General features: G+C 56.4%; 19 protein-coding genes. 5 read left to right on the top strand and 14 right to left on the bottom strand.

Annotated features, from left to right (window positions below; translation table 11 throughout):
* The first annotated feature begins 3 nt into the window (after nucleotides 1-3).
* A complete protein-coding gene (locus tag K5Y30_RS20010) occupies nucleotides 4-483 on the top strand; it encodes a DUF1456 family protein (RefSeq protein ID WP_101763741.1) in 480 nt (159 codons plus the stop codon).
* A 133-nt stretch (nucleotides 484-616) separates the two neighbouring features.
* Here K5Y30_RS20010 and K5Y30_RS20015 read toward each other — a convergent pair whose 3' ends face one another.
* A complete protein-coding gene (locus K5Y30_RS20015; protein ID WP_101763742.1) occupies nucleotides 617-1,480 on the bottom strand; it encodes a carboxylate/amino acid/amine transporter in 864 nt (287 codons plus the stop codon).
* 336 nt (nucleotides 1,481-1,816) lie between these two features.
* Here K5Y30_RS20015 and glpT point away from each other — a divergent pair, with 336 nt between their 5' ends.
* Complete coding sequence (gene glpT / locus K5Y30_RS20020) at nucleotides 1,817-3,157, top strand: glycerol-3-phosphate transporter (protein WP_110867929.1); 1,341 nt, start codon at nucleotides 1,817-1,819, stop codon at nucleotides 3,155-3,157.
* Nucleotides 3,158-3,190: 33 nt separating this feature from the next.
* Here glpT and yigL read toward each other — a convergent pair whose 3' ends face one another.
* Nucleotides 3,191-3,991: a sugar/pyridoxal phosphate phosphatase YigL gene (gene yigL, locus K5Y30_RS20025; protein ID WP_101763744.1), complete on the bottom strand. Its 801-nt coding sequence runs from the start codon at nucleotides 3,989-3,991 to the stop codon at nucleotides 3,191-3,193.
* A gap of 37 nt (nucleotides 3,992-4,028) precedes the next feature.
* A complete protein-coding gene (pldB, locus tag K5Y30_RS20030) occupies nucleotides 4,029-5,021 on the bottom strand; it encodes a lysophospholipase L2 (protein WP_101763745.1) in 993 nt (330 codons plus the stop codon).
* 104 nt (nucleotides 5,022-5,125) lie between these two features.
* On the opposite strand from pldB, the gene rhtB reads away from it, so the two are divergent.
* The gene (gene rhtB / locus K5Y30_RS20035) at nucleotides 5,126-5,749 is read left to right on the top strand and encodes a homoserine/homoserine lactone efflux protein (RefSeq protein WP_222213065.1); all 624 of its coding nucleotides are present in this window, start codon (nucleotides 5,126-5,128) and stop codon (nucleotides 5,747-5,749) included.
* Between the two features lie 62 nt (nucleotides 5,750-5,811).
* Here rhtB and rhtC read toward each other — a convergent pair whose 3' ends face one another.
* From rhtC to pldA, 3 genes are read right to left on the bottom strand one after another with little or no spacing between them, the layout of a single operon-like run.
* The gene (rhtC, locus tag K5Y30_RS20040) at nucleotides 5,812-6,435 is read right to left on the bottom strand and encodes a threonine export protein RhtC (protein WP_008105783.1); all 624 of its coding nucleotides are present in this window, start codon (nucleotides 6,433-6,435) and stop codon (nucleotides 5,812-5,814) included.
* Nucleotides 6,436-6,447: 12 nt separating this feature from the next.
* Nucleotides 6,448-8,274: an ATP-dependent DNA helicase RecQ gene (recQ, locus tag K5Y30_RS20045; RefSeq protein ID WP_101763748.1), complete on the bottom strand. Its 1,827-nt coding sequence runs from the start codon at nucleotides 8,272-8,274 to the stop codon at nucleotides 6,448-6,450.
* A gap of 23 nt (nucleotides 8,275-8,297) precedes the next feature.
* On the bottom strand, nucleotides 8,298-9,176 hold the full coding sequence (gene pldA / locus K5Y30_RS20050) for a phospholipase A (RefSeq protein ID WP_101763749.1): 879 nt from the start codon (nucleotides 9,174-9,176) through the stop codon (nucleotides 8,298-8,300).
* Nucleotides 9,177-9,341: 165 nt separating this feature from the next.
* Between pldA and K5Y30_RS20055 the strand changes: the two genes are divergently transcribed.
* Nucleotides 9,342-9,812, top strand: a complete 471-nt coding sequence (locus tag K5Y30_RS20055; RefSeq protein ID WP_101763750.1) for a thioesterase family protein — start codon at nucleotides 9,342-9,344, stop codon at nucleotides 9,810-9,812.
* 22 nt (nucleotides 9,813-9,834) lie between these two features.
* Nucleotides 9,835-10,734 (top strand): EamA family transporter RarD, encoded by a 900-nt coding sequence (gene rarD / locus K5Y30_RS20060; protein ID WP_222213243.1) that lies wholly within the window; start codon nucleotides 9,835-9,837, stop codon nucleotides 10,732-10,734.
* Here rarD and K5Y30_RS20065 read toward each other — a convergent pair.
* The 8 genes from K5Y30_RS20065 to K5Y30_RS20100 all read right to left on the bottom strand — a co-directional run bounded on the left by K5Y30_RS20065 (nucleotide 10,705) and on the right by K5Y30_RS20100 (nucleotide 18,785).
* Complete coding sequence (locus K5Y30_RS20065; RefSeq protein WP_222213066.1) at nucleotides 10,705-11,757, bottom strand: AbrB family transcriptional regulator; 1,053 nt, start codon at nucleotides 11,755-11,757, stop codon at nucleotides 10,705-10,707. The two genes, rarD and K5Y30_RS20065, sit on opposite strands and share 30 nt — an antisense overlap.
* Before the next feature lie 145 nt (nucleotides 11,758-11,902).
* Nucleotides 11,903-12,856, bottom strand: a complete 954-nt coding sequence (gene corA, locus K5Y30_RS20070) for a magnesium/cobalt transporter CorA (RefSeq protein ID WP_008105777.1) — start codon at nucleotides 12,854-12,856, stop codon at nucleotides 11,903-11,905.
* 310 nt (nucleotides 12,857-13,166) lie between these two features.
* Nucleotides 13,167-15,329 carry a DNA helicase II gene (gene uvrD, locus K5Y30_RS20075; protein WP_222213067.1) on the bottom strand — a complete coding sequence of 721 codons (2,163 nt, stop codon included), beginning with the start codon at nucleotides 15,327-15,329 and terminating at the stop codon, nucleotides 13,167-13,169.
* A 76-nt stretch (nucleotides 15,330-15,405) separates the two neighbouring features.
* Nucleotides 15,406-16,122, bottom strand: coding sequence for a 5-amino-6-(5-phospho-D-ribitylamino)uracil phosphatase YigB (gene yigB, locus K5Y30_RS20080; RefSeq protein WP_222213068.1), 717 nt, complete (start codon nucleotides 16,120-16,122; stop codon nucleotides 15,406-15,408).
* On the bottom strand, nucleotides 16,122-17,030 hold the full coding sequence (gene xerC, locus K5Y30_RS20085; protein WP_217549640.1) for a tyrosine recombinase XerC: 909 nt from the start codon (nucleotides 17,028-17,030) through the stop codon (nucleotides 16,122-16,124). Before xerC ends, yigB begins: the two co-directional genes overlap by 1 nt.
* Nucleotides 17,027-17,731: a DUF484 domain-containing protein gene (locus tag K5Y30_RS20090; RefSeq protein WP_101763756.1), complete on the bottom strand. Its 705-nt coding sequence runs from the start codon at nucleotides 17,729-17,731 to the stop codon at nucleotides 17,027-17,029. Before K5Y30_RS20090 ends, xerC begins: the two co-directional genes overlap by 4 nt.
* Nucleotides 17,728-18,552 (bottom strand): diaminopimelate epimerase, encoded by an 825-nt coding sequence (gene dapF / locus K5Y30_RS20095; RefSeq protein WP_110867946.1) that lies wholly within the window; start codon nucleotides 18,550-18,552, stop codon nucleotides 17,728-17,730. The genes K5Y30_RS20090 and dapF overlap by 4 nt, the downstream gene beginning before the upstream one ends.
* A gap of 29 nt (nucleotides 18,553-18,581) precedes the next feature.
* Nucleotides 18,582-18,785: a lipoprotein gene (locus K5Y30_RS20100; protein WP_101763757.1), complete on the bottom strand. Its 204-nt coding sequence runs from the start codon at nucleotides 18,783-18,785 to the stop codon at nucleotides 18,582-18,584.
* Nucleotides 18,786-18,827: the final 42 nt, after the last annotated feature.

An 18,827-nucleotide genomic window follows, 5' to 3' on the forward strand; every position in this document is an offset into this window, starting at 1 on the left:
ACCATGATGAGTAACGATGTTCTGCGCAGCGTGCGCTATATGCTTGATTTGAGCGATAGCAAAGTGGTGGAGATTTTTGCCCTGGCGGGAAGTGAAGTGCCGCTGGAAGACGTGCAGGCGTGGATGAAGAAAGATGACGATGCCGCGTTTCGCAAGCTGCCAGATGTATTGATGGGCTATTTCCTCAACGGCCTGATTTTTTACCGTCGCGGTAAGAGTGAAGATGCGCCCGCGCCTTCGATTGAGCGCCGCATGAATAACAACATTTTCATGAAGAAATTGCGTATCGCCTTTGAGCTGAAGACCACCGATATTCCGGATGTGCTGCTGAAAGCGAACTTTAAGATTTCACAGGCTGAGGTTGGCGCGATTTTCCGCAACCCTGATCATAAGAATTTCCGCGAATGCGGTGACCAGATTCTGCGTAATTTCCTGAAAGGGTTGACGATGATTCATCGTCCGGGGCCGGCTAAGAAGGGTTAATCGCTTCTTTGTTCGAGCCGGGTCAGGGATAGCGCGGCAGATCGCAAAGGGAAACCACTTCCTTGTGGATCAGCCTCGCCATCCATGGCTCGGATGCTTTGCTCCACTGCCGCGCTATCCCTTCCCTTTTAGCCTATGCGTTGCTTTTCTTACCTAATACCCAGCGTTTGTGCACATAAAGGGATGCGAAAATCACGGCGGCACCGGCGAGAAAACTTGGCCAATGCGGTTTCTCCTGCCAGATCGCCAGATTCACCAGCAAGCCCGCTGGCACATGCATGTTGTTCATAATACCCAGCGTGCCAGCATCCACCTGCGTAGCGCCGTAGTTCCACATGAAGTAGCCCAAACCTGAAGCCGCTACGCCCAGCCACACCAGAATGCCCCACTGCAGCGACGTGGTCGGCAGTTTGTTCGGATTGCCCCACAAGCTCCAGGCGATCACCGCGATCATCACCGCGCCCAGATAGAACCACGAAAATGCGGTGTGCTGCGGCATCGGGCGAGTTTCCTGCAGGCGTTTGTAGCCCACCATGCCGATGGCGAAGCAGATGTTTGCCGCCTGTACCAGCAGCAAGCCAAACCAGAAATGGTCGCTGACTTTGTCGTAACGAATAATCGCCGCACCGATTACCGCCAGTAGCGCGCTGAAGGCATAGCCGATACGCAGCGGACGTCGGCTGAGCAAATCGTAGATCAGCGTGACATACAGCGGCGTCATCACGGTGAACAGCAGGAACTCGGTCACGCTGAGATACAGATAAGCCTCAAAGCTTAATAAATACATGATGCCAAGCTGCAGCATGCCCACCAGCATATACAGCAGGATGGTGGAAGCACGGTAACCGCGCCAGCGCAGGAACGGCAGGAAAACGATGGCGGCGAGCGCCAGACGCATCAAAACAGAGAACCAGGAATCCACCTGACCAGCAAGGTATTCCCCGATCAAACTGAAGGAAAAGGCCCACAGAATGGTGGTAACGATCAGTAACGGCACGGTAACGATCTCAAAATGAACAGTGGCGCTAGTGTAAACAAACTGTCGAAATCGGGGTGAACTATCTGGTTTACAAGTGGATAAAATAACGACGAATAATTTTCATTTCTCATTTTTACGCTCGGGTAAAAATGCGCGAAATACAACATTTCCTGGTTTTTTTCGCTCTCAATTGTCATAAAACTGTAACATATGTGTCACATGTCACAGTAACTGCGCGTGACCATCACTATCCTTTGCGCGAAATGGAAACTTCGCTTTGCCATTTTTACTGCCTGTTTTTGCCCCAACCTGCTGGGAACTCATAACTATATCGCGCCCTGGAGGGCCACACTCATGTTGAGTATTTTCAAACCTGCACCGCATCGCCCACAAGTGGCCGATGATCGTGTTGATCCGCTTTATCGTCGTCTGCGCTGGCAGATTTTCCTGGGAATATTTTTTGGCTATGCCGCCTACTATTTGGTGCGTAAAAACTTTGCGCTGGCAATGCCTTATCTGGTGGAACAAGGCTTCTCGCGCGGCGATCTCGGCTTTGCGCTATCGGGCATTTCCATCGCTTACGGCTTCTCGAAATTCATTATGGGCTCGGTCTCAGACCGCTCGAATCCGCGCGTGTTTTTGCCCGCCGGATTGATCCTTGCCGCAGCGGTAATGTTGGTGATGGGGTTCGTGCCGTGGGCCACCTCCAGCATCATGGTGATGTTTGTGCTGCTGTTCCTGTGCGGCTGGTTCCAGGGCATGGGCTGGCCGCCGTGCGGGCGCACCATGGTGCACTGGTGGTCGCAGAAAGAGCGCGGCGGAATTGTGTCGGTATGGAACTGCGCGCATAACGTCGGCGGCGGTATTCCTCCGTTGCTGTTCCTGCTCGGCATGGCGTGGTTTAACGACTGGAAAGCCGCGCTGTATATGCCGGCGTTTGGCGCCATCCTCATCGCGATTATTGCCTTCGCCTTGATGCGTGACACACCACAATCTTGCGGTTTACCGCCGATTGAAGCGTGGAAAAATGATTATCCGCCGGATTACAACGAGGATCACGAGCAGGAGCTGACGGCGAAGCAGATTTTCATGCAGTACATTCTGCCCAACAAGTTGCTGTGGTACATCGCACTGGCGAACGTGTTTGTGTACCTGCTGCGTTACGGCATTCTCGACTGGTCGCCGACCTACCTGAAAGAGGTGAAGCACTTCACGCTGGATAAATCCTCGTGGGCCTACTTCTTTTACGAATATGCCGGTATTCCCGGCACGCTGCTGTGCGGCTGGATGTCGGACAAAGTGTTCCGCGGCAACCGTGGCGCAACCGGCGTGTTCTTTATGACGCTGGTGACCATCGCCACCGTGGTGTACTGGCTGAATCCTCCAGGCAATCCAGGCATCGACATGCTGTGCATGATTGTGATCGGCTTCCTGATTTACGGTCCTGTGATGCTGATTGGCTTGCACGCGCTGGAACTGGCACCGAAAAAAGCGGCCGGAACGGCAGCCGGCTTTACCGGGCTGTTTGGCTATCTCGGCGGATCGGTTGCGGCGAGTGCGATTGTCGGTTACACCGTGGATTATTTCGGCTGGGACGGCGGATTCATTGTGATGATTGGCGGATCGGTGCTGGCGGTGATTCTGCTGCTGCTCACCATGGTCAGTGAACACAAGCACAAGAAACAGCTGGCATAACGAAAAAGGGCCGGTGATGACCGGCCCTTTTTTCTAGGCGAGGAACAGTTTACGCAGCGTGTGCGGCACGGCGTCATCCGCGTTGCTGCCAATCACTTCCAGCGTCGGCAAGGTATCTTTCAAACGCTGCTGCGCATTGCGCATGATGCAGCCTTTACCCGACATGCTGAGCATCTCCACATCATTCATGCCGTCGCCAAAGGCGATGCACGCTTTCAGCGAGTGGCCGAGCTGTTTCGCTACCGCTTCCAGCGCGTGACCTTTGGAAACGCCGCCCGCCATCACTTCCAGACACGTTGGCAGCGAGAAGCTGACATTCACGCGATCGCCCCAGCGCGCTTCAATCGCCTGCTCCATGGGAATTAAACGCTCCGGATCTTCGCAGGTGAAGAACACTTTGCTGATGCCATCAGTCGGCAGCATGCCCGGCTGGTAAACCTGATAGTTAAACACCGATTCACGGAAATAGTCCTGCTCATCCGGACGATGACGGCTCATGAACCACTCATCGTCGCGATAGACGTGCGTCAGGATATGCTCGTCATGATATTGCAGGCCATACAGATCGCTGGCGATGTCGGCGTCAAGATTGTGGCTGAACACCAGTTCACCTGCGGCGTTGTGCACGCGTGCGCCATTAGACGTGATCATGTAAGCCGGAATGCCGAGCTTATCGCGCATCTGTCCGACGTCGATATAGTGACGGCCGGTGGCAAAGACAAAGTGGATATCACGCGCCACCAGTTCCTGCAGCGTGGTGCGCGCGAACGGCGTCAGGCGATGGTCCGGAGAGAGCAGCGTGCCATCCAGGTCGGATGCGACGATGTGATACATGTAAACCTCGGGTGTTGATGTCGGAAAGTAAAATTGATTAAGCGTGGCGTTCAAAGAAATCGACCACCGCGTTTAGCGCTTCGGCACGCATCGCGTCTGTTTCAAACAAGATCTCATGACGCGCTCCTTTGATCACATACGGCGCGTTGCCCGCGCAGGGATGTCCTGCTGCGGCCATCGCCGTACAAAATAGATTTTGTGAGCGGTTATCCACCACATCATCTTCACTGGCCTGCAGCAGCAAGGTCGGCGTGGTGATGTTCGCTACCTGATTGAAGATGTCCCGCCCGGCCTGCACGCCTTCGCGCACCCAGTGATAAGTGGGGCCACCGACGCGAATTGCCGGATCGTCGGCGTAAAAACGCAGGTTACGGCGATAGCGTTCGCGGCTATGCGTCAGGCGGTTGATGCCAAACGGATTGGCGCGCCAGCGCCCGGTGCCCAGCGCGTAACCTTCACGCAGCGCCGGCAGTTTCTCGGTCCAGTCGAGAATGCGGTGCGCCATCCAGTCGGGCAGCGGCAGCACAATGCCAAACATCGGCGCGGAGAACACCGCAGCATGAAACGCCTGCGGCTGACGCGCCAGAAACAGCGCTAAAATCGCCCCGCCCATCGAGTGGGCCAGCACGTAGCGCTGCTGATAATGTGGACTCACGATCTCTTTCAGATACAGCGTTTCCAGATCGTCAACGTAGTCGCCAAATTCCACCACATGGCCGCGATGCGAATCTTCCAGCAGACGTTCGGAACGTCCCTGACCGCGATGGTCGAGAATCACCACATCGTAGCCGCACATGAACAGGTCGTAAGCCAGTTCGGGATACTTGATATAGCTTTCAATGCGGCCAGGCACGACCAGAATGACACGACGATGTTGCGGTGAGGTGAAACGGACGTAGCGAATCTTCAGGTTGCCGACGCCGGTGAATTCACACTCTTCACGGCGACGCCAGAAGTCGAGCAGCGGACCGGTGGCAAAGGCCGAAAAGCCTCGCTCACGTCCGAGCCAACTCTGTTTATGCTGCTGCATCCGTCCCCCTGAAAAAAACGTGATTTGCGCGCCTGTGCTGCGTAGCGTGCGGCGATTTTCTGTCGTATTGTGTCACACTTCGCTAACTTCAGGGAATGTCACACATGACCATTGAATGGTGGTTAACCTATCTGCTGACCACAACCATCCTCAGCCTTTCACCCGGCTCCGGCGCGATCAACACCATGAGCACCGGCATCAGTCACGGCTATCGCGGCGCAGCGGCATCGATTACCGGCTTGCAGCTGGGTCTGGCCATTCATATTGTGCTGGTCGGCGCCGGTTTAGGTGCGCTGTTTTCCCAATCGATTCTGGCGTTTGAAGTCCTGAAGTGGGCCGGCGCAGCCTATCTGGTATGGCTGGGCATTCAGCAGTGGCGCTCCGCGGGTGGCATCGACCTCGACGCCGTTGCCAAAGCGATGCCACGTCGCCGCCTGTTTAAGCGTGCCGTGTTGGTGAACCTCACCAACCCGAAAAGCATCGTGTTTCTCGCCGCGCTGTTCCCGCAGTTTATTCAGCCGCACCAGCCGCAGCTGATGCAATATCTGGTGCTGGGCGTGACCACCATTGTGGTCGATATCATCGTGATGATTGGTTACGCCACGCTGGCGACGCGTATCGCCGGCTGGATTAAAGGACCGAAGCAGATGAAAATGCTGAACCGCACCTTTGGTGGATTGTTTATGGCGGTCGGTGCGCTGTTAGCCAGCGCACGCAGAATGGCGTGATATTCAACCCGGTGGGCATAAATGCCCACCCTACGTAGGGTCGCCATTTATGGCGACCTGGTTTATCTCGAAATAATTAAATGAATGCCAAAACCAGCGAATAACACGCCCGCCATACCATCCACCCACTTCGCCATCCGCTGATACTTATCACGCATCCACGGCATAGCGAAAATCGCCGCCACCAGCGTAAACCACGCGAACGTCTCACCGATAATCAGCAGGAACAAACCCCAGCGCTCCATCGCGCCGACGTCGTTGCCGACAAACAATGAAAACACGCTACCGAAGTAGATGATCGCTTTTGGGTTCGACAGGTTAGTCAGGAAACCTTTCAGGAAGCTCATGCCTCTTTTCGGCAGCTCTACTACCGGCGCTTCCGATTGCGGCTGCTTGTGACGTTGGCGCGCTGAGCGCATCAGCTGCCAGCCCATCCACAGCAAATACAATCCGCCACCGACCATAATGATTTCATGCAGCCAGGCCATTTTTTCGAGGATCAGATGCAGGCCCATCAGCGCCACACCGGCCCAAATCACAATGCCCAACGTAATGCCCAGAACGCCCATCATCGCCTCTTTGCGCGAGCGGCTGGCCGCCGTTTGCGACACAAAGAAGAAGTCCGGGCCGGGACTCATCAGCGCAACCAGATGCACCAGCGCGACGGTGGCGAATAACATCAGCATGAATTTTTTCCTTTAACCTTCATCAACATGTTCTTTGATCATCACCAGGAACGGCTTACCAAAACGTTCCAGTTTGCGATGACCGACGCCGTTCACGCTAAGCATTTCTGACGCGCTAATCGGCATTTGTTCAGCCATTTCAATCAGCGTGGCATCGTTAAACACCACGTACGGCGGAATATTCTCTTCATCGGCAATCGCTTTGCGCAGCTTACGCAGCTTGGCAAACAGCTGGCGATCATAATTGCCGCTGTGCACTTTCGGCGAACTGCTGCCGCGCGTTTTCACCGTCACGATACGCGGCACCGCCAGCATCAGCGGCACTTCCGCACGTAATACCGGACGCGCCGCTTCGGTGAGTTGCAGCGCCGAATGCATGGCGATGTTTTGCGTTACCATCCCGAGGTGAATCAGCTGACGCAGCACGCTGATCCAGTGTTCGTGGCTGTGCTCGCGGCCTAAGCCGTACACCGGCAGTTTGTCGTGGCCGTTGTCGCGAATACGCTGATTACTAGCGCCGCGCAAAACTTCAACAATATAGCCCATCCCAAAGCGTTGGCCGGTACGATAGATGCTCGACAGCGCCTTTTGCGCCTCCAGCAAACCGTCGTAGCGACGCGGCGGATCGAGGCAGATATCGCAGTTATCGCATTGTTGCTGGCGACCTTCGCCGAAATAGTTCAGCAATACCAGACGACGACAGGTTTGCGCTTCAGCAAACGCGCCCATCGCGTTGAGTTTGTGGCGTTCTATATCCTGCAACGGGCCGGGCACTTTCTCTTCCAGACATTTACGCAGCCACGCCATGTCGGCCGGATCGTAAAGCATCATCGCTTCGGCAGGCAGACCATCGCGCCCGGCGCGGCCGGTTTCCTGATAATAGGATTCGATGTTGCGCGGAATATCGAAGTGCACCACAAAGCGCACGTTGGGTTTGTTAATGCCCATCCCGAACGCCACGGTGGCGACCACGATTTGCAGATCGTCACGCTGAAAAGCTTCCTGCACGCTGGCACGCTGCGCGCTATCAATGCCGGCGTGATACGCGCCAACGCTCAAACCACGGCTCTGCAGGCGCGCGGCGGTGTCTTCCACTTTGGCGCGGCTGTTACAGTAAATGATGCCGCTTTTGCCGCGCTGATCCTGCACATAACGCAGAAGTTGCTCGGTGGGTTTGAATTTCTCCACCAGCGTGTAGCGAATATTGGGGCGGTCAAAGCTGCTGATTTGAATCAGCGGATCGTCCATCTGCAGCAGATGGACGATATCGTTACGCGTGGTTTCATCGGCGGTGGCGGTCAATGCCATGACCGGCAAATCAGGGAAGTGCTGACGCAGCTGGCCGATCGAGCCATATTCCGGACGGAAATCGTGGCCCCACTGCGAAATACAGTGCGCTTCATCCACCGCCAGCATCACCGGATTCCACTGGTGCAGGCTGTCGAGGAAATTGTCCATCATCAGACGTTCAGGCGCGATATACAGCAGCTTGAGCTTGCCGGTACGACAATCCGCAAACACCTGCTGCTGCTGCTCACGCGTCTGCGTCGAGTTGAGGCACGCTGCAGCCACGCCGTTGGCCAGCAGCTGATCGACCTGATCTTTCATCAGTGAAATCAGCGGTGAAACCACCAGCGTCAGCCCTTCGCGCACCAGCGCCGGGATTTGATAGCACAGCGATTTGCCGCCGCCAGTCGGCATCACCACCAGACAATCGCGTCCTGACAGGGCGGTTTCGATGATGTTTTGCTGACCTGGGCGGAACTGCTGATAGCCGAAGGTATCTTGTAATACCTGCTGCGCCAGCATTTCCTGATTAAGCACTGCCGATGTTGCCACGGTAATCCTGTCTTTGTTGCGGGTTAGAACAGATCGTTGAGCGTCACGCCCACGCCAAAGCGCGTCTGGCGATGGTTATAGTCGATCAATGATTCACCATAACCGCTGAAGACCTGCGTGTAAAAGCGCACGTGTTCAGAGATTGGGTAGCTCCAGGCGAAGGTTGCACCGCCAAAGCCGCTGTTCCAGTTGTAGTTACCTTCCACGCTGAAAATGTTCTCGCCCATCATGTAGCCGAGCTTGGCGCGGTAGTAACCCATGTATTTGGTGATGTCCGGGTTATCGTCATTGCTTTCACTTTCAGGCAGACGATACCAGGGTTTGATCTCTGCGAGCAGATTGCCGTTCTGCGCCATGAAGCGCGCGTAAACGCGGTTCCAGCTGCGTGAGGTCGGCTCGCTGCGGCCGTTCGACTGATGCACTAAGCCGGTTTCCACATCGCGTAAGGTCCAGCCTGCGAAAGTGTAATCGGTGGCCCAGCCGAGGAAAATTTGTGGCTCATAATCGGTTTCACGGAACGGTGATGACGCCCCACGGTTCGAGAGCTGCCACCACGAGCGCTGAGTATAGGACGCCGCCAGCACCGAGTTATCGCCTAAAATGCCGCGCCACAGCGGAAACGCCAGGCTGAGCTGGAATTTTACTTCATCATTTTTGGCTTTGTCTGCCCAGTTGTACGAAGAGATCGCCTCTTTGTTCATGTCGCTGGTGTAGGTGTAGAGCAGATAGTTGTTTTCGTAAGGATAAAGCACGAACGGGTTATCGTGTTTCTCCAGCAGGTTAGCGATAATGCTGCCCTTCACTGCCGGTGCATCATGAACCTCTTTTATCGTGGCTTCTTCAGCCTGCGCCAGGCCAGGAAGGATCAGCGCCGCGGCCAGCAAGGCGTAATGCTTACGCATAGAATTCTCCAGAGAACTGCGTGTCGTAATCGTCAAGTGACGGTTCAAAAAGCAGGCCATTCTACACGCAAAACCTGCGGTTGATCAGCGCCGATTTCCGAAACTGGAAAGCGGCTCGAACGCGGCATAATATACACAACTCGTTAACATTTTAAGGCAGGCATTATGTCATCCCCGTTGCTGACACAGCAGGAAGCGCGTCGTCTGATTGGCGAAATCTTTGTTTATCACATGCCCTTCAATCAGGCGCTCGGATTAGAGCTGGATCGACTGGAAGCGGATTACGCCGAACTCGGCTTCGCCAATAAAACCATGCTGGTCGGCAACGCAGCGCAGCAGATTCTGCACGGCGGCGTGATCGCTTCAGTGCTCGATGTCGCCGCCGGGCTGGTGTGTGTCAGCTATGCGCTGACGCGTCAGGAGAGCATTACCGAGGAAGAGCTGCGTCAGCGCCTGTCGCGCATGGGCACCATCGATATGCGCGTGGATTATCTGCGCCCTGGCCGCGGCGAGCGCTTTGTCGCCACCAGCAGCCTGCTGCGCGGCGGCAACAAAGTCGCTGTGGCGCGCGTGGAGTTACATAACCAGCAAGGCGATTACATCGCCACCGCTACCGCCACCTACATGATTGGCTAATCAGTATTTTTGGAATGACATGATGGATTCGCAACAAACTCGCCAGGGTATTGGCTATGCGCTCGGCGCTTACTTCATTTGGGGCATTGCCCCCGCCTACTTCAAACTGGTCAAAGAGGTGCCCGCTACCGAGATCATGACGCATCGCGTGATTTGGTCCGCACTGTTTATGCTGTTGTTGATCACATTGACGCGCAGCTGGGCGCAGGTACGTAGCGTACTGGCTCAGCCGAAAAAGGTGCTGCTGCTGGCGCTGACCGCCATCACCATTGGCGGCAACTGGCTGCTGTTTATCTGGGCAGTGAACAATCAGCACATGCTGGAAGCCAGCCTCGGCTACTTTATCAACCCGCTGATTAATGTGGTGTTTGGCATGCTGTTCCTGCGCGAACGCTTCCGCCGCTTGCAGTGGCTGGCGGTACTGCTGGCGACCACCGGCGTGCTGGTGCAGCTGTGGCAGTTTGGATCGCTGCCGATTATCGGCCTTGGCCTGGCGTTGAGTTTTGCTTTGTACGGTTTGGTGCGCAAAAAAATTCAGGTCGATGCGCAAAGTGGCATGTTGATCGAAACGCTGTGGCTATTCCCGCTGGCGGCGATTTACCTGTTTGGTTTTACCGATAGCGCCACCAGCCATCTCAGCGCCAACGCCATGAGCCTCAATCTCAAGCTGGTCGCGGCGGGCATTATCACCACCATTCCGCTGATGTTTTTTGCTGCCGCCTGCGCGCGTCTGCGCTTATCGACCGTCGGTTTCTTCCAGTATCTGGGTCCGACGCTGATGTTCCTGCTGGCGGTGCTGTTCTACGGCGAGCGCCTGACGCCGGATAAAATGGTGACCTTCGGCTTTATCTGGCTGGCGCTCGCCGTGTTCATTATTGATGCGGTTGCGTTCTCAGCTCGGGCGCGCATGCGCGTAGCGTGAAATAAAACGCGCCAGCGCCGGGCCGGTAAGCAGAATGGTGAACAGACGCAGCGTCTGCAGCGCCATGACAAAGGCCATATCGACCCGCGTGCCGGCCGCAATAATCGCCACGGTATCCAGCCCGCCCGGGCTGGTTGCCAGATAGGCGGTCATGAGATCGACGTGCAGCACGCGCGTCAGCATCCAGGCTAATCCGCCGCACAACAGCATCAAGCCGAAAATCGACAGCAACATTTGCGGCAGCGTTCGCAGCGCAAGCTTGAAAATCGGCCGTGTGAAACGCAATCCCACGCTCCAGCCAATCAACGCATAAGCCAGCGCCAGCAACCATTCCGGTACCTGCAAGATCGCCACATCCGTGCCGTGCAACACCGCACCAATCAACGCAGGCAGCAACAAAGCGCCGGAAGGAATGCGCAGCTTCTGGCCGAGCCACGCACCGGCGACCATCACCAGCAGCGTCAGCATAAAGCTGCTGTGCAGCGCGGGAAACCACACCAGCTCTGCCGCACCGCCGTGGGTGCCGAGGCCAATGCGCGCCACCACCGCCGCAGCGGTGGCGACAAACAACACGCGCAGATACTGCATAAACGCCACCAGCCGCACATCCGCGCCGAAATCACCGGCCATCGCCACCATCGCCGAAGCGCCGCCGGGCGACGATCCCCACGCGCCGGTTGGGCCGGGCAAGTTACTGAAGCGTACCAGAAGAAAACCGGACAGGCCGCTGGCGGCTAACGTCAGCACCAATACTGCCAGCACCACCGGCCAATCCTGGATCAGCGGCGTGAGAATGCCCGGCGATAAGCTCTGGCCAATCATGCAGCCAAGCACCGCTTGTGCCAGCACGAAGAAACGTTTATCGATGCGAACAGTCGCGCCGGACAAGCCCATAAAGGTGCCGACGATCATCGGGCCAAGCAGCAAGGCCGCAGGAAGATGGAACAGCTGGAGGATAATCCCCAGCACTAACGAAGCAATCAGCAGCAGTGTCCACTGAAGTCGCAATGAGAAGCGCGCCATAGGAGAGAATCAGATAGTGAGCAGAGCCAACAGGTTACGCAGAAAATTTAAGTTTATCTACCAGGTCGCCATAAATGGCGCCCCTACATTTGTCATGAGCGGTTTTGTAGGGTCGTCATTCATGACGACCTGGACTTAAGAACGGTTACAACCAGTTCTTGCGTTTGAAATAGAGGTACGGCGCCAGGCCAGCGAGAATCATCAGGCTAATCGCGCCCGGATAACCAAAGCTCCATTTCAGCTCCGGCATAAACTCGAAGTTCATGCCGTAGCTGGATGCCACCAGCGTGGGCGGCAGGAATACCACCGAAACCACTGAGAAGATCTTGATGATGCGGTTCTGCTCGATATTAATGAAGCCCATCGCCGCCTGCATCAGGAAGTTGACCTTCTGGAACAGCGATTCGTTATGCGGCAACAGCGATTCGATATCGCGCAGGATTTCACGCGCCTGCTCCAGCTGGTTGCCCGGCAGACGCGCTTTGCGCACCAGGAAGTTGAGGGCGCGCTGGGTATCCATCAGACACAAACGTACTTTCCAGCCGATATCTTCCAGCTCCGCCAGACGTGACAACGCCTGATCGTACTCTTCGCCCTGCTGGCCTTCCATGATCACGCGGCTGAGTTTCTCCAGCGCGCTATAGATGTTCTCGATCTCATCCGCCAGCTGTTCGATTTTGGTTTCAAACAAATCCAGCAGCAGCTCATAGGCGTTGCCATCGGTCAGCATCTGGTTGCGCGCACGCATGCGATAGAGACGGAAAGCCGGCAGTTCGCGTTCGCGCAGCGTATACAGGCGATCTTCGCGGATGGTGAATGCCACAGTGGAGTTGCCAGCGTGGTCTTCGGCATCTTCAAAGAAGAAGAAGGAGTGAATGTGCAGGCCGTCTTCGTCTTCGAAGAAACGCGCCGAGGCTTCGATGTCTTCCAGCTCCGGACGCGTTGCCAGGCTCTGGCCGAGCTCACACTGCACGCGATCGCGTTCGCTGTCGTCAGGTTCGATCAGATCAACCCAAACAGACGTGTTGAGTTTGTCGTTATCTTCTTCCAGCTCGATGCGCGTCAGGCGATTACGATCGAGTTTAAATGCGCTCAGCATAGCAATAACTCCCCATTTTTTCGGAATGGGACAAGGCGGTGACCACTGTAAATTACGGGCACGGCGAAGCCTGAACACGGAAACTTTCGCTTCAAGGGTAAATCAGTGCTAACTCACGCGACGAGAGTAAAAAAGGGAGGTCGCTGTTAACCGCTAAGGCTACCAGCTAAAAGAGGTAACCTTAGGAGTTCCTGTTAAACAGGTGATTGAGCCAGCATCGACTGGGCGCGTCCAAGGCATTGTCCTCTCATGATAATAGTGCGCGCATGTTACGCTGAGACGAAAAAGTCGTCAAGGTAGCGCAACCGCGCTACACCGTTTCCAGACGGGCGTAAGCCGCCACCAGCCACTTGATGCCCTGGCCCTGAAACGCCACTTGCAAACGGCTGTGTTCACCGCTGCCTTCGAGGTTGATGATGGTGCCCTCGCCGAACTTGGCATGGCGCACGCGCTGGCCGAGCGTGAAGCCGCTGTCGTTTTGCGCGATGGGCGTGCCCATGCGCTGATGGCTCACCGGACGGCTGACGCTGGCGCGCAAACGCACCTCTTCCACACACTCTTCCGGCAGCTCGCCGATGAAGCGTGATGGACGGTGATACACTTCCTTACCATAAAGACGACGGCTTTCAGCATAGGTAAGCGTCAGCTTAACCATGGCACGCGTCACGCCAACGTAAGCCAGACGGCGCTCCTCTTCCAGACGACCGCCTTCATCCAGCGACATCTGGCTCGGGAACATGCCCTCTTCCATGCCGACGATAAATACCTGGCTGAACTCCAGCCCTTTCGCCGAGTGCATGGTCATCAGCTGCACCGCGTCCTGCCATTTGTCGGCCTGACCTTCGCCTGCTTCCAGCGCCGCATGTGACAAGAATGCCTGCAGCGGCATCAAATCTTCGTCTTCGTCCTGATAGCTGAACTGGCGCGTTGCCGTGACCAGTTCCTCAAGGTTTTCAATACGCGCCTGGCCTTTCTCGCCCTTCTCCTGCTCGTACATCACCCATAAACCGGAGTCTTTAATCACGCGATCGGTTTGCACATGCAGCGGCATCTCGGCGGTTTCGCTGGCTAGTGAATCGACCAATTCGCAGAAGCGTTGCAGCGCCGACGCGGCGCGTCCGGCTAAGGCTTTGTTCTGCAACAGCTCGCGCGTGGCCTGCCACAAGGTGAGTTGCTGATCGCGCGCGGTCTGGCGCACCACATCGAGGGTACGATCGCCGACGCCGCGCACCGGCGTGTTCACCACACGCTCAAAGGCTGCATCGTCGTTGCGATTGGCCATCAAACGCAGATAGGCCAGCGCATCTTTAATCTCCTGACGCTCGAAGAAGCGCATGCCGCCATAAATGCGATACGGCATGCTGCCTTGCAGTAGCGCCTCTTCCAGCACGCGCGATTGGGCGTTGCTGCGGTAGAGAATGGCGCAATCCTGCAGCGCATTGCCGTTTTCATGCCAGCTTTTGATGCGATTGACCACAAAGCGCGCTTCATCCAGCTCGTTGAACGCGCAGTAGAGCGAGATCTTTTCGCCATCGCTGCCGTCGGTCCACAGCTCTTTACCGAGGCGGCCATTGTTGTTGGCGATCAGCGTGTTAGCGGCTTTCAGAATGTTGTTGGTCGAGCGATAGTTCTGCTCCAGGCGAATGGTTTCCGCACCGGGGAAATCTTGCAGGAAGCGCTGGATGTTTTCTACCTGCGCACCGCGCCAGCCGTAAATCGACTGATCGTCATCGCCGACGATAATCACGCGGCCGCTATCACCCGCCAGCATGCGAATCCACGCGTACTGGATGTTGTTGGTATCCTGGAACTCATCCACCAGCACGTTGCTGAAACGCTCGCGGTAATGGTTCAGGATATGCGGCTTGTTCAGCCACAGTTCGTGGGCGCGCAGCAGCAGCTCGGCGAAATCCACTAGTCCCGCGCGATCGCAGGCTTCCTGATACGCCTGATAGATGCGCAGCCAGGTTTGCTCAACCGGATTGCCGTAGCTTTCGATGTGTTTCGGCCGCAGGCCTTCATCTTTTTTGCCATTGATGTACCACATGCCCTGACGCGCAGGCCACTGTTTCTCATCAAGGTTCATCGCTTTGATCAGGCGCTTCAACAGACGCAGCTGATCGTCGCTGTCGAGGATCTGGAAATCCTGCGGCAAACCGGCATCAAGGTGATGCGCGCGCAGTAAACGGTGCGCCAGGCCGTGGAAAGTACCAATCCACATGCCGCCCTGGCTGGTGCCGATCAGCTGATCGATACGATGGCGCATTTCCGCCGCCGCTTTGTTGGTAAAGGTCACCGCCATAATCGAATACGGCGAGCAGTTCTCTACCGACAGCAGCCAGGCGATGCGATGCACCAGCACACGGGTTTTGCCACTGCCTGCTCCGGCCAGCACCAGCAGGTTGCTGCGCGGTGCGGCGACCGCCTCGCGCTGTTTGTCATTCAAGCCGTCAAGCAGTTCAGAAACGTCCATAAGCACCGTTCGCGAAAGAAAATGAACTCACATCCACACTGCTGCGGATAGAGCTGTATATATTTACATGTGTGGATTATAGCAGCGAGGTCAGAGATGCCAACCGATCAATTTCAACGTGCGGCAGCAAACGCGCATCATCGATCTTCATCAGATTGCTTTCTCGCAGGTTGATCCAGCAGGCTTGCATACCGGCACGCAGCGAACCGGCCACATCGGTGGTGAGATCGTCGCCGACGTGCAGAATGTGCTGTGGTGCGATGTTCAAACGCTCAGCGGCCAGATGATACATATCCTGCCACGGCTTGGCGCGACCGTGCGGACCGGCACGCAGCGCGAACTGGAAGTGGTGATGGATGCCGAGCTTTTCCGGGCAGGCGTTGCCGTTGGTGATCGCCACCAGCGGCACGCGCTCGCCGAGCCACGTCAGCGTTTGATGCGTCTCTTCCGGCATATCGACTTCACTACGCCACTGATGGAAGACGCTCATCACGTCGCTGGCACCGGCGGTGGCTTCCGCTTTGGATAAGCCGACATTGAGCAGCGCCAGCTCCACCGAGCGACGACGCCATTCAGACACGTCGTGATAAATTTCCGGCTCGCGCGCCAGCAACTCATTGCGCAGCGTCTGATAATCCGCCGGGGTGAATTCACGCAGCGCCGGATGATACGCCTGCAGCGCAGCGTGCGATTCGGCAGTGGTTTTGCGGATGACGGGATGGTTGTCATACAGCGTGTCGTCGAGATCAAAGGTGATTGCTTTGATTGGGCCGAGCGGACGATAAAACTTCATTAAGACTTTCCTCGTTTGGCACGCGGATGGGCCGCATCGTAAACCGTCGCCAGATGCTGGAAATCCAGATGGGTGTAGATTTGCGTGGTCGCCAGATTGGCGTGACCGAGCAGTTCTTGTACCGCGCGCAGATCGCCGCTCGATTCCAGCAAATGCGTGGCAAAAGAGTGGCGCAGTTTATGCGGATGAATATGACTGGCAACGCCTTGCTTGATGCCCCATTCGGCAAAACGCTTCTGCACGTTGCGCGTCGAAATCCGGCTGCCGCGGCTGGAGACAAACACCGCATCATCCTGCGGCGCAAAGCTAGCACGCAGCGGTAACCAGTGCTGAATCCAGGTAACCGCCGTGCCGCCAATCGGTACGCGGCGCTCTTTGCTGCCTTTACCCAGCACCCGCACTTCACCGGCCTCCAAATCCATGTGACGACAATCCATATTCACCAGCTCAGACAGACGCAAACCGCCGCCGTACATTGTTTCCAGCATCGCGCGGTCGCGTACCGCCAGCGGATCGTTGAGATCGATCTCCAGCAGTTGGTTAACTTCGTCGACATCCATGTTTTTCGGCAGATGGCGCGCATTACGCGGCGTGGCGATGCCTTTGGCGGGATTGGCGCTCAGCATGCCCTGATGCACTTGCCAGTCGAGAAAACTGCGCAGCGCCGACATGCGCAGCGCCAGACTGCTGGCGCCTAAACCGCCCCGCCGGCTGCGTGCCGCCAGGCTGCGCACCTGCGCCGGTTCCAGCTGCGACCAGCTCGTCAGCTTCATCTCATCGGCCATTGCTATAATCGCCTGCAATTGCCGTTGGTAATTCTTTTGCGTCAGCGGACTCAGCTGGCGTTCGACCTTGAGATAACGCAGAAAGTCATCCACGGCCGGCAGCAGCGGACTGACGTGACTCATGCGCGTTCAATCCAGCGTGACAGCAGATCCGGCAACATTTGCGCCAGATGCTGCAGCAGCAGCGTACCCATGCCCGCCTGATAATGCTGATTATCGCGGCTGGTGAACATTAATATGCCCAGCTCGCCGCGTTCGCCCATCAGCGACATGGCTACCGAGCCAATCGCTTTGGCCTGCGGCAACAGCAGTAGCAATTCCGGACCGTTCAGGCTGCCGAGATAGTGATGTTCATTGCCGAAGCGCTGAATGCGCAGCGGTTCGAATGCCTGACGTGACAAGCCGAGCTGGGTGAAATCAGAGGGTGCGCCGATGTGCCACTTGTCATTGAACACGCGTACGTGTGCGCCGGCCAGACCCAGTTCGCGCGCCCAGCGGTGCAGACGCGTTAGCATCTCTTGCAAGCTGTCGGCGGCGGCGAGATGACCTTGCAGCGCCAGCAGGCGATCAAACAGCTGATGGTTGGCGGTAGCCTGCTCCATCAGCAGCGTGATCTCCTCTTCTAACTGCTGGATGTGGTTGCGCTGCCGCGCCATATGCCACTCCACCAGCGAAACACTGCCGCGTACCGGATGGGGCACCATCATCTGTTCAACCTGGCGCGCATTGCGAATAAAAAAATCGGGGTTTTGACGCAGAAATGCGCTTACCGATTGATCGTCCAGCAAAACCTCGCTTTCGGTCTGCTCTTCGACATTTTTCATAGATGAATAAACCCATCGTAGACGTGTGTGGCTGGACCGGTCATAAACAGCGGTTGCCCTTCCCCTTTCCAGGCAATGTGCAGCGTTCCGCCCGGCAAATCGACGCGGACATTTTCCGCCAGAATGCCTTGCTGAACGCCGCAGGCCACCGCCGCGCAAGCGCCGCTGCCGCAAGCCTGGGTTTCGCCCGCGCCACGTTCGTACACGCGCAGACGGATGTGTTCACGATTAACCACTTCCATAAAGCCGACGTTGACGCGCTCCGGGAATCGCTCGTGGCTTTCTAGCTCAGGACCCAGCGTTTCCACCGGCGCGGTTTTCACGCTTTCTACCTGAATCACGCAGTGCGGATTGCCCATCGATACCGCACCAAACATCACGGTTTGCTCGGCCACACGCTGCAAATAAAGGTTCTCTGCTTTATTCGCGCGGAGCGGCACGCTTTGCGGTTCGAAGTTGGGTTGACCCATATTGACGCGCACCAGCTCATCATTGGTGACGCTGAGCACCATGCGGCCAGTTTGCGTGCTGACACGAATGTCGCTTTTATTGGTCAACCCTTTCAGACGCACAAAGCGGGCAAAGCAGCGTGCGCCGTTGCCGCACTGCGCGACTTCGCTGCCATCGGCGTTGAAAATGCGGTAATGGAAATCGAGATCCGGATCGTAAGGCGGTTCGACGATCAGTAGCTGATCAAAACCGATCCCCAGATTTCTGTCCGCCAGGCGGCGAATCAGTTCCGGCGAAAAAAAGACGTTTTGCGTCACAGCATCCACAACCATAAAGTCGTTGCCGAGACCGTGCATTTTTGAGAACTGCATTTTCTGCTCCGCCGGATTACTCATTGAGTTTAGTTGGCCTGCGAACCAGGCTTGCTGGTGACCAAACCACCGACATCAGCATCCTGAGCCGCTTTTTGCTGCTGCGCGGTGACCTGCTGTTTCGGCTTGTTTGGCTGATCTTTCGGCGGGAAATACAGCGGTCCTTTTAGGCCACAGCCTACCAGGCTGACCAGTGCCAGCGCCATACCCAGCTGACTCATCACTCGTATCATTCTGTCTGCTCTTCTGTCCTAAAGCCATGGTTGCTTATCATC

Source organism: Pantoea sp. DY-5 (assembly GCF_019795955.1).
GTDB lineage: Bacteria > Pseudomonadota > Gammaproteobacteria > Enterobacterales > Enterobacteriaceae > Pantoea > Pantoea leporis.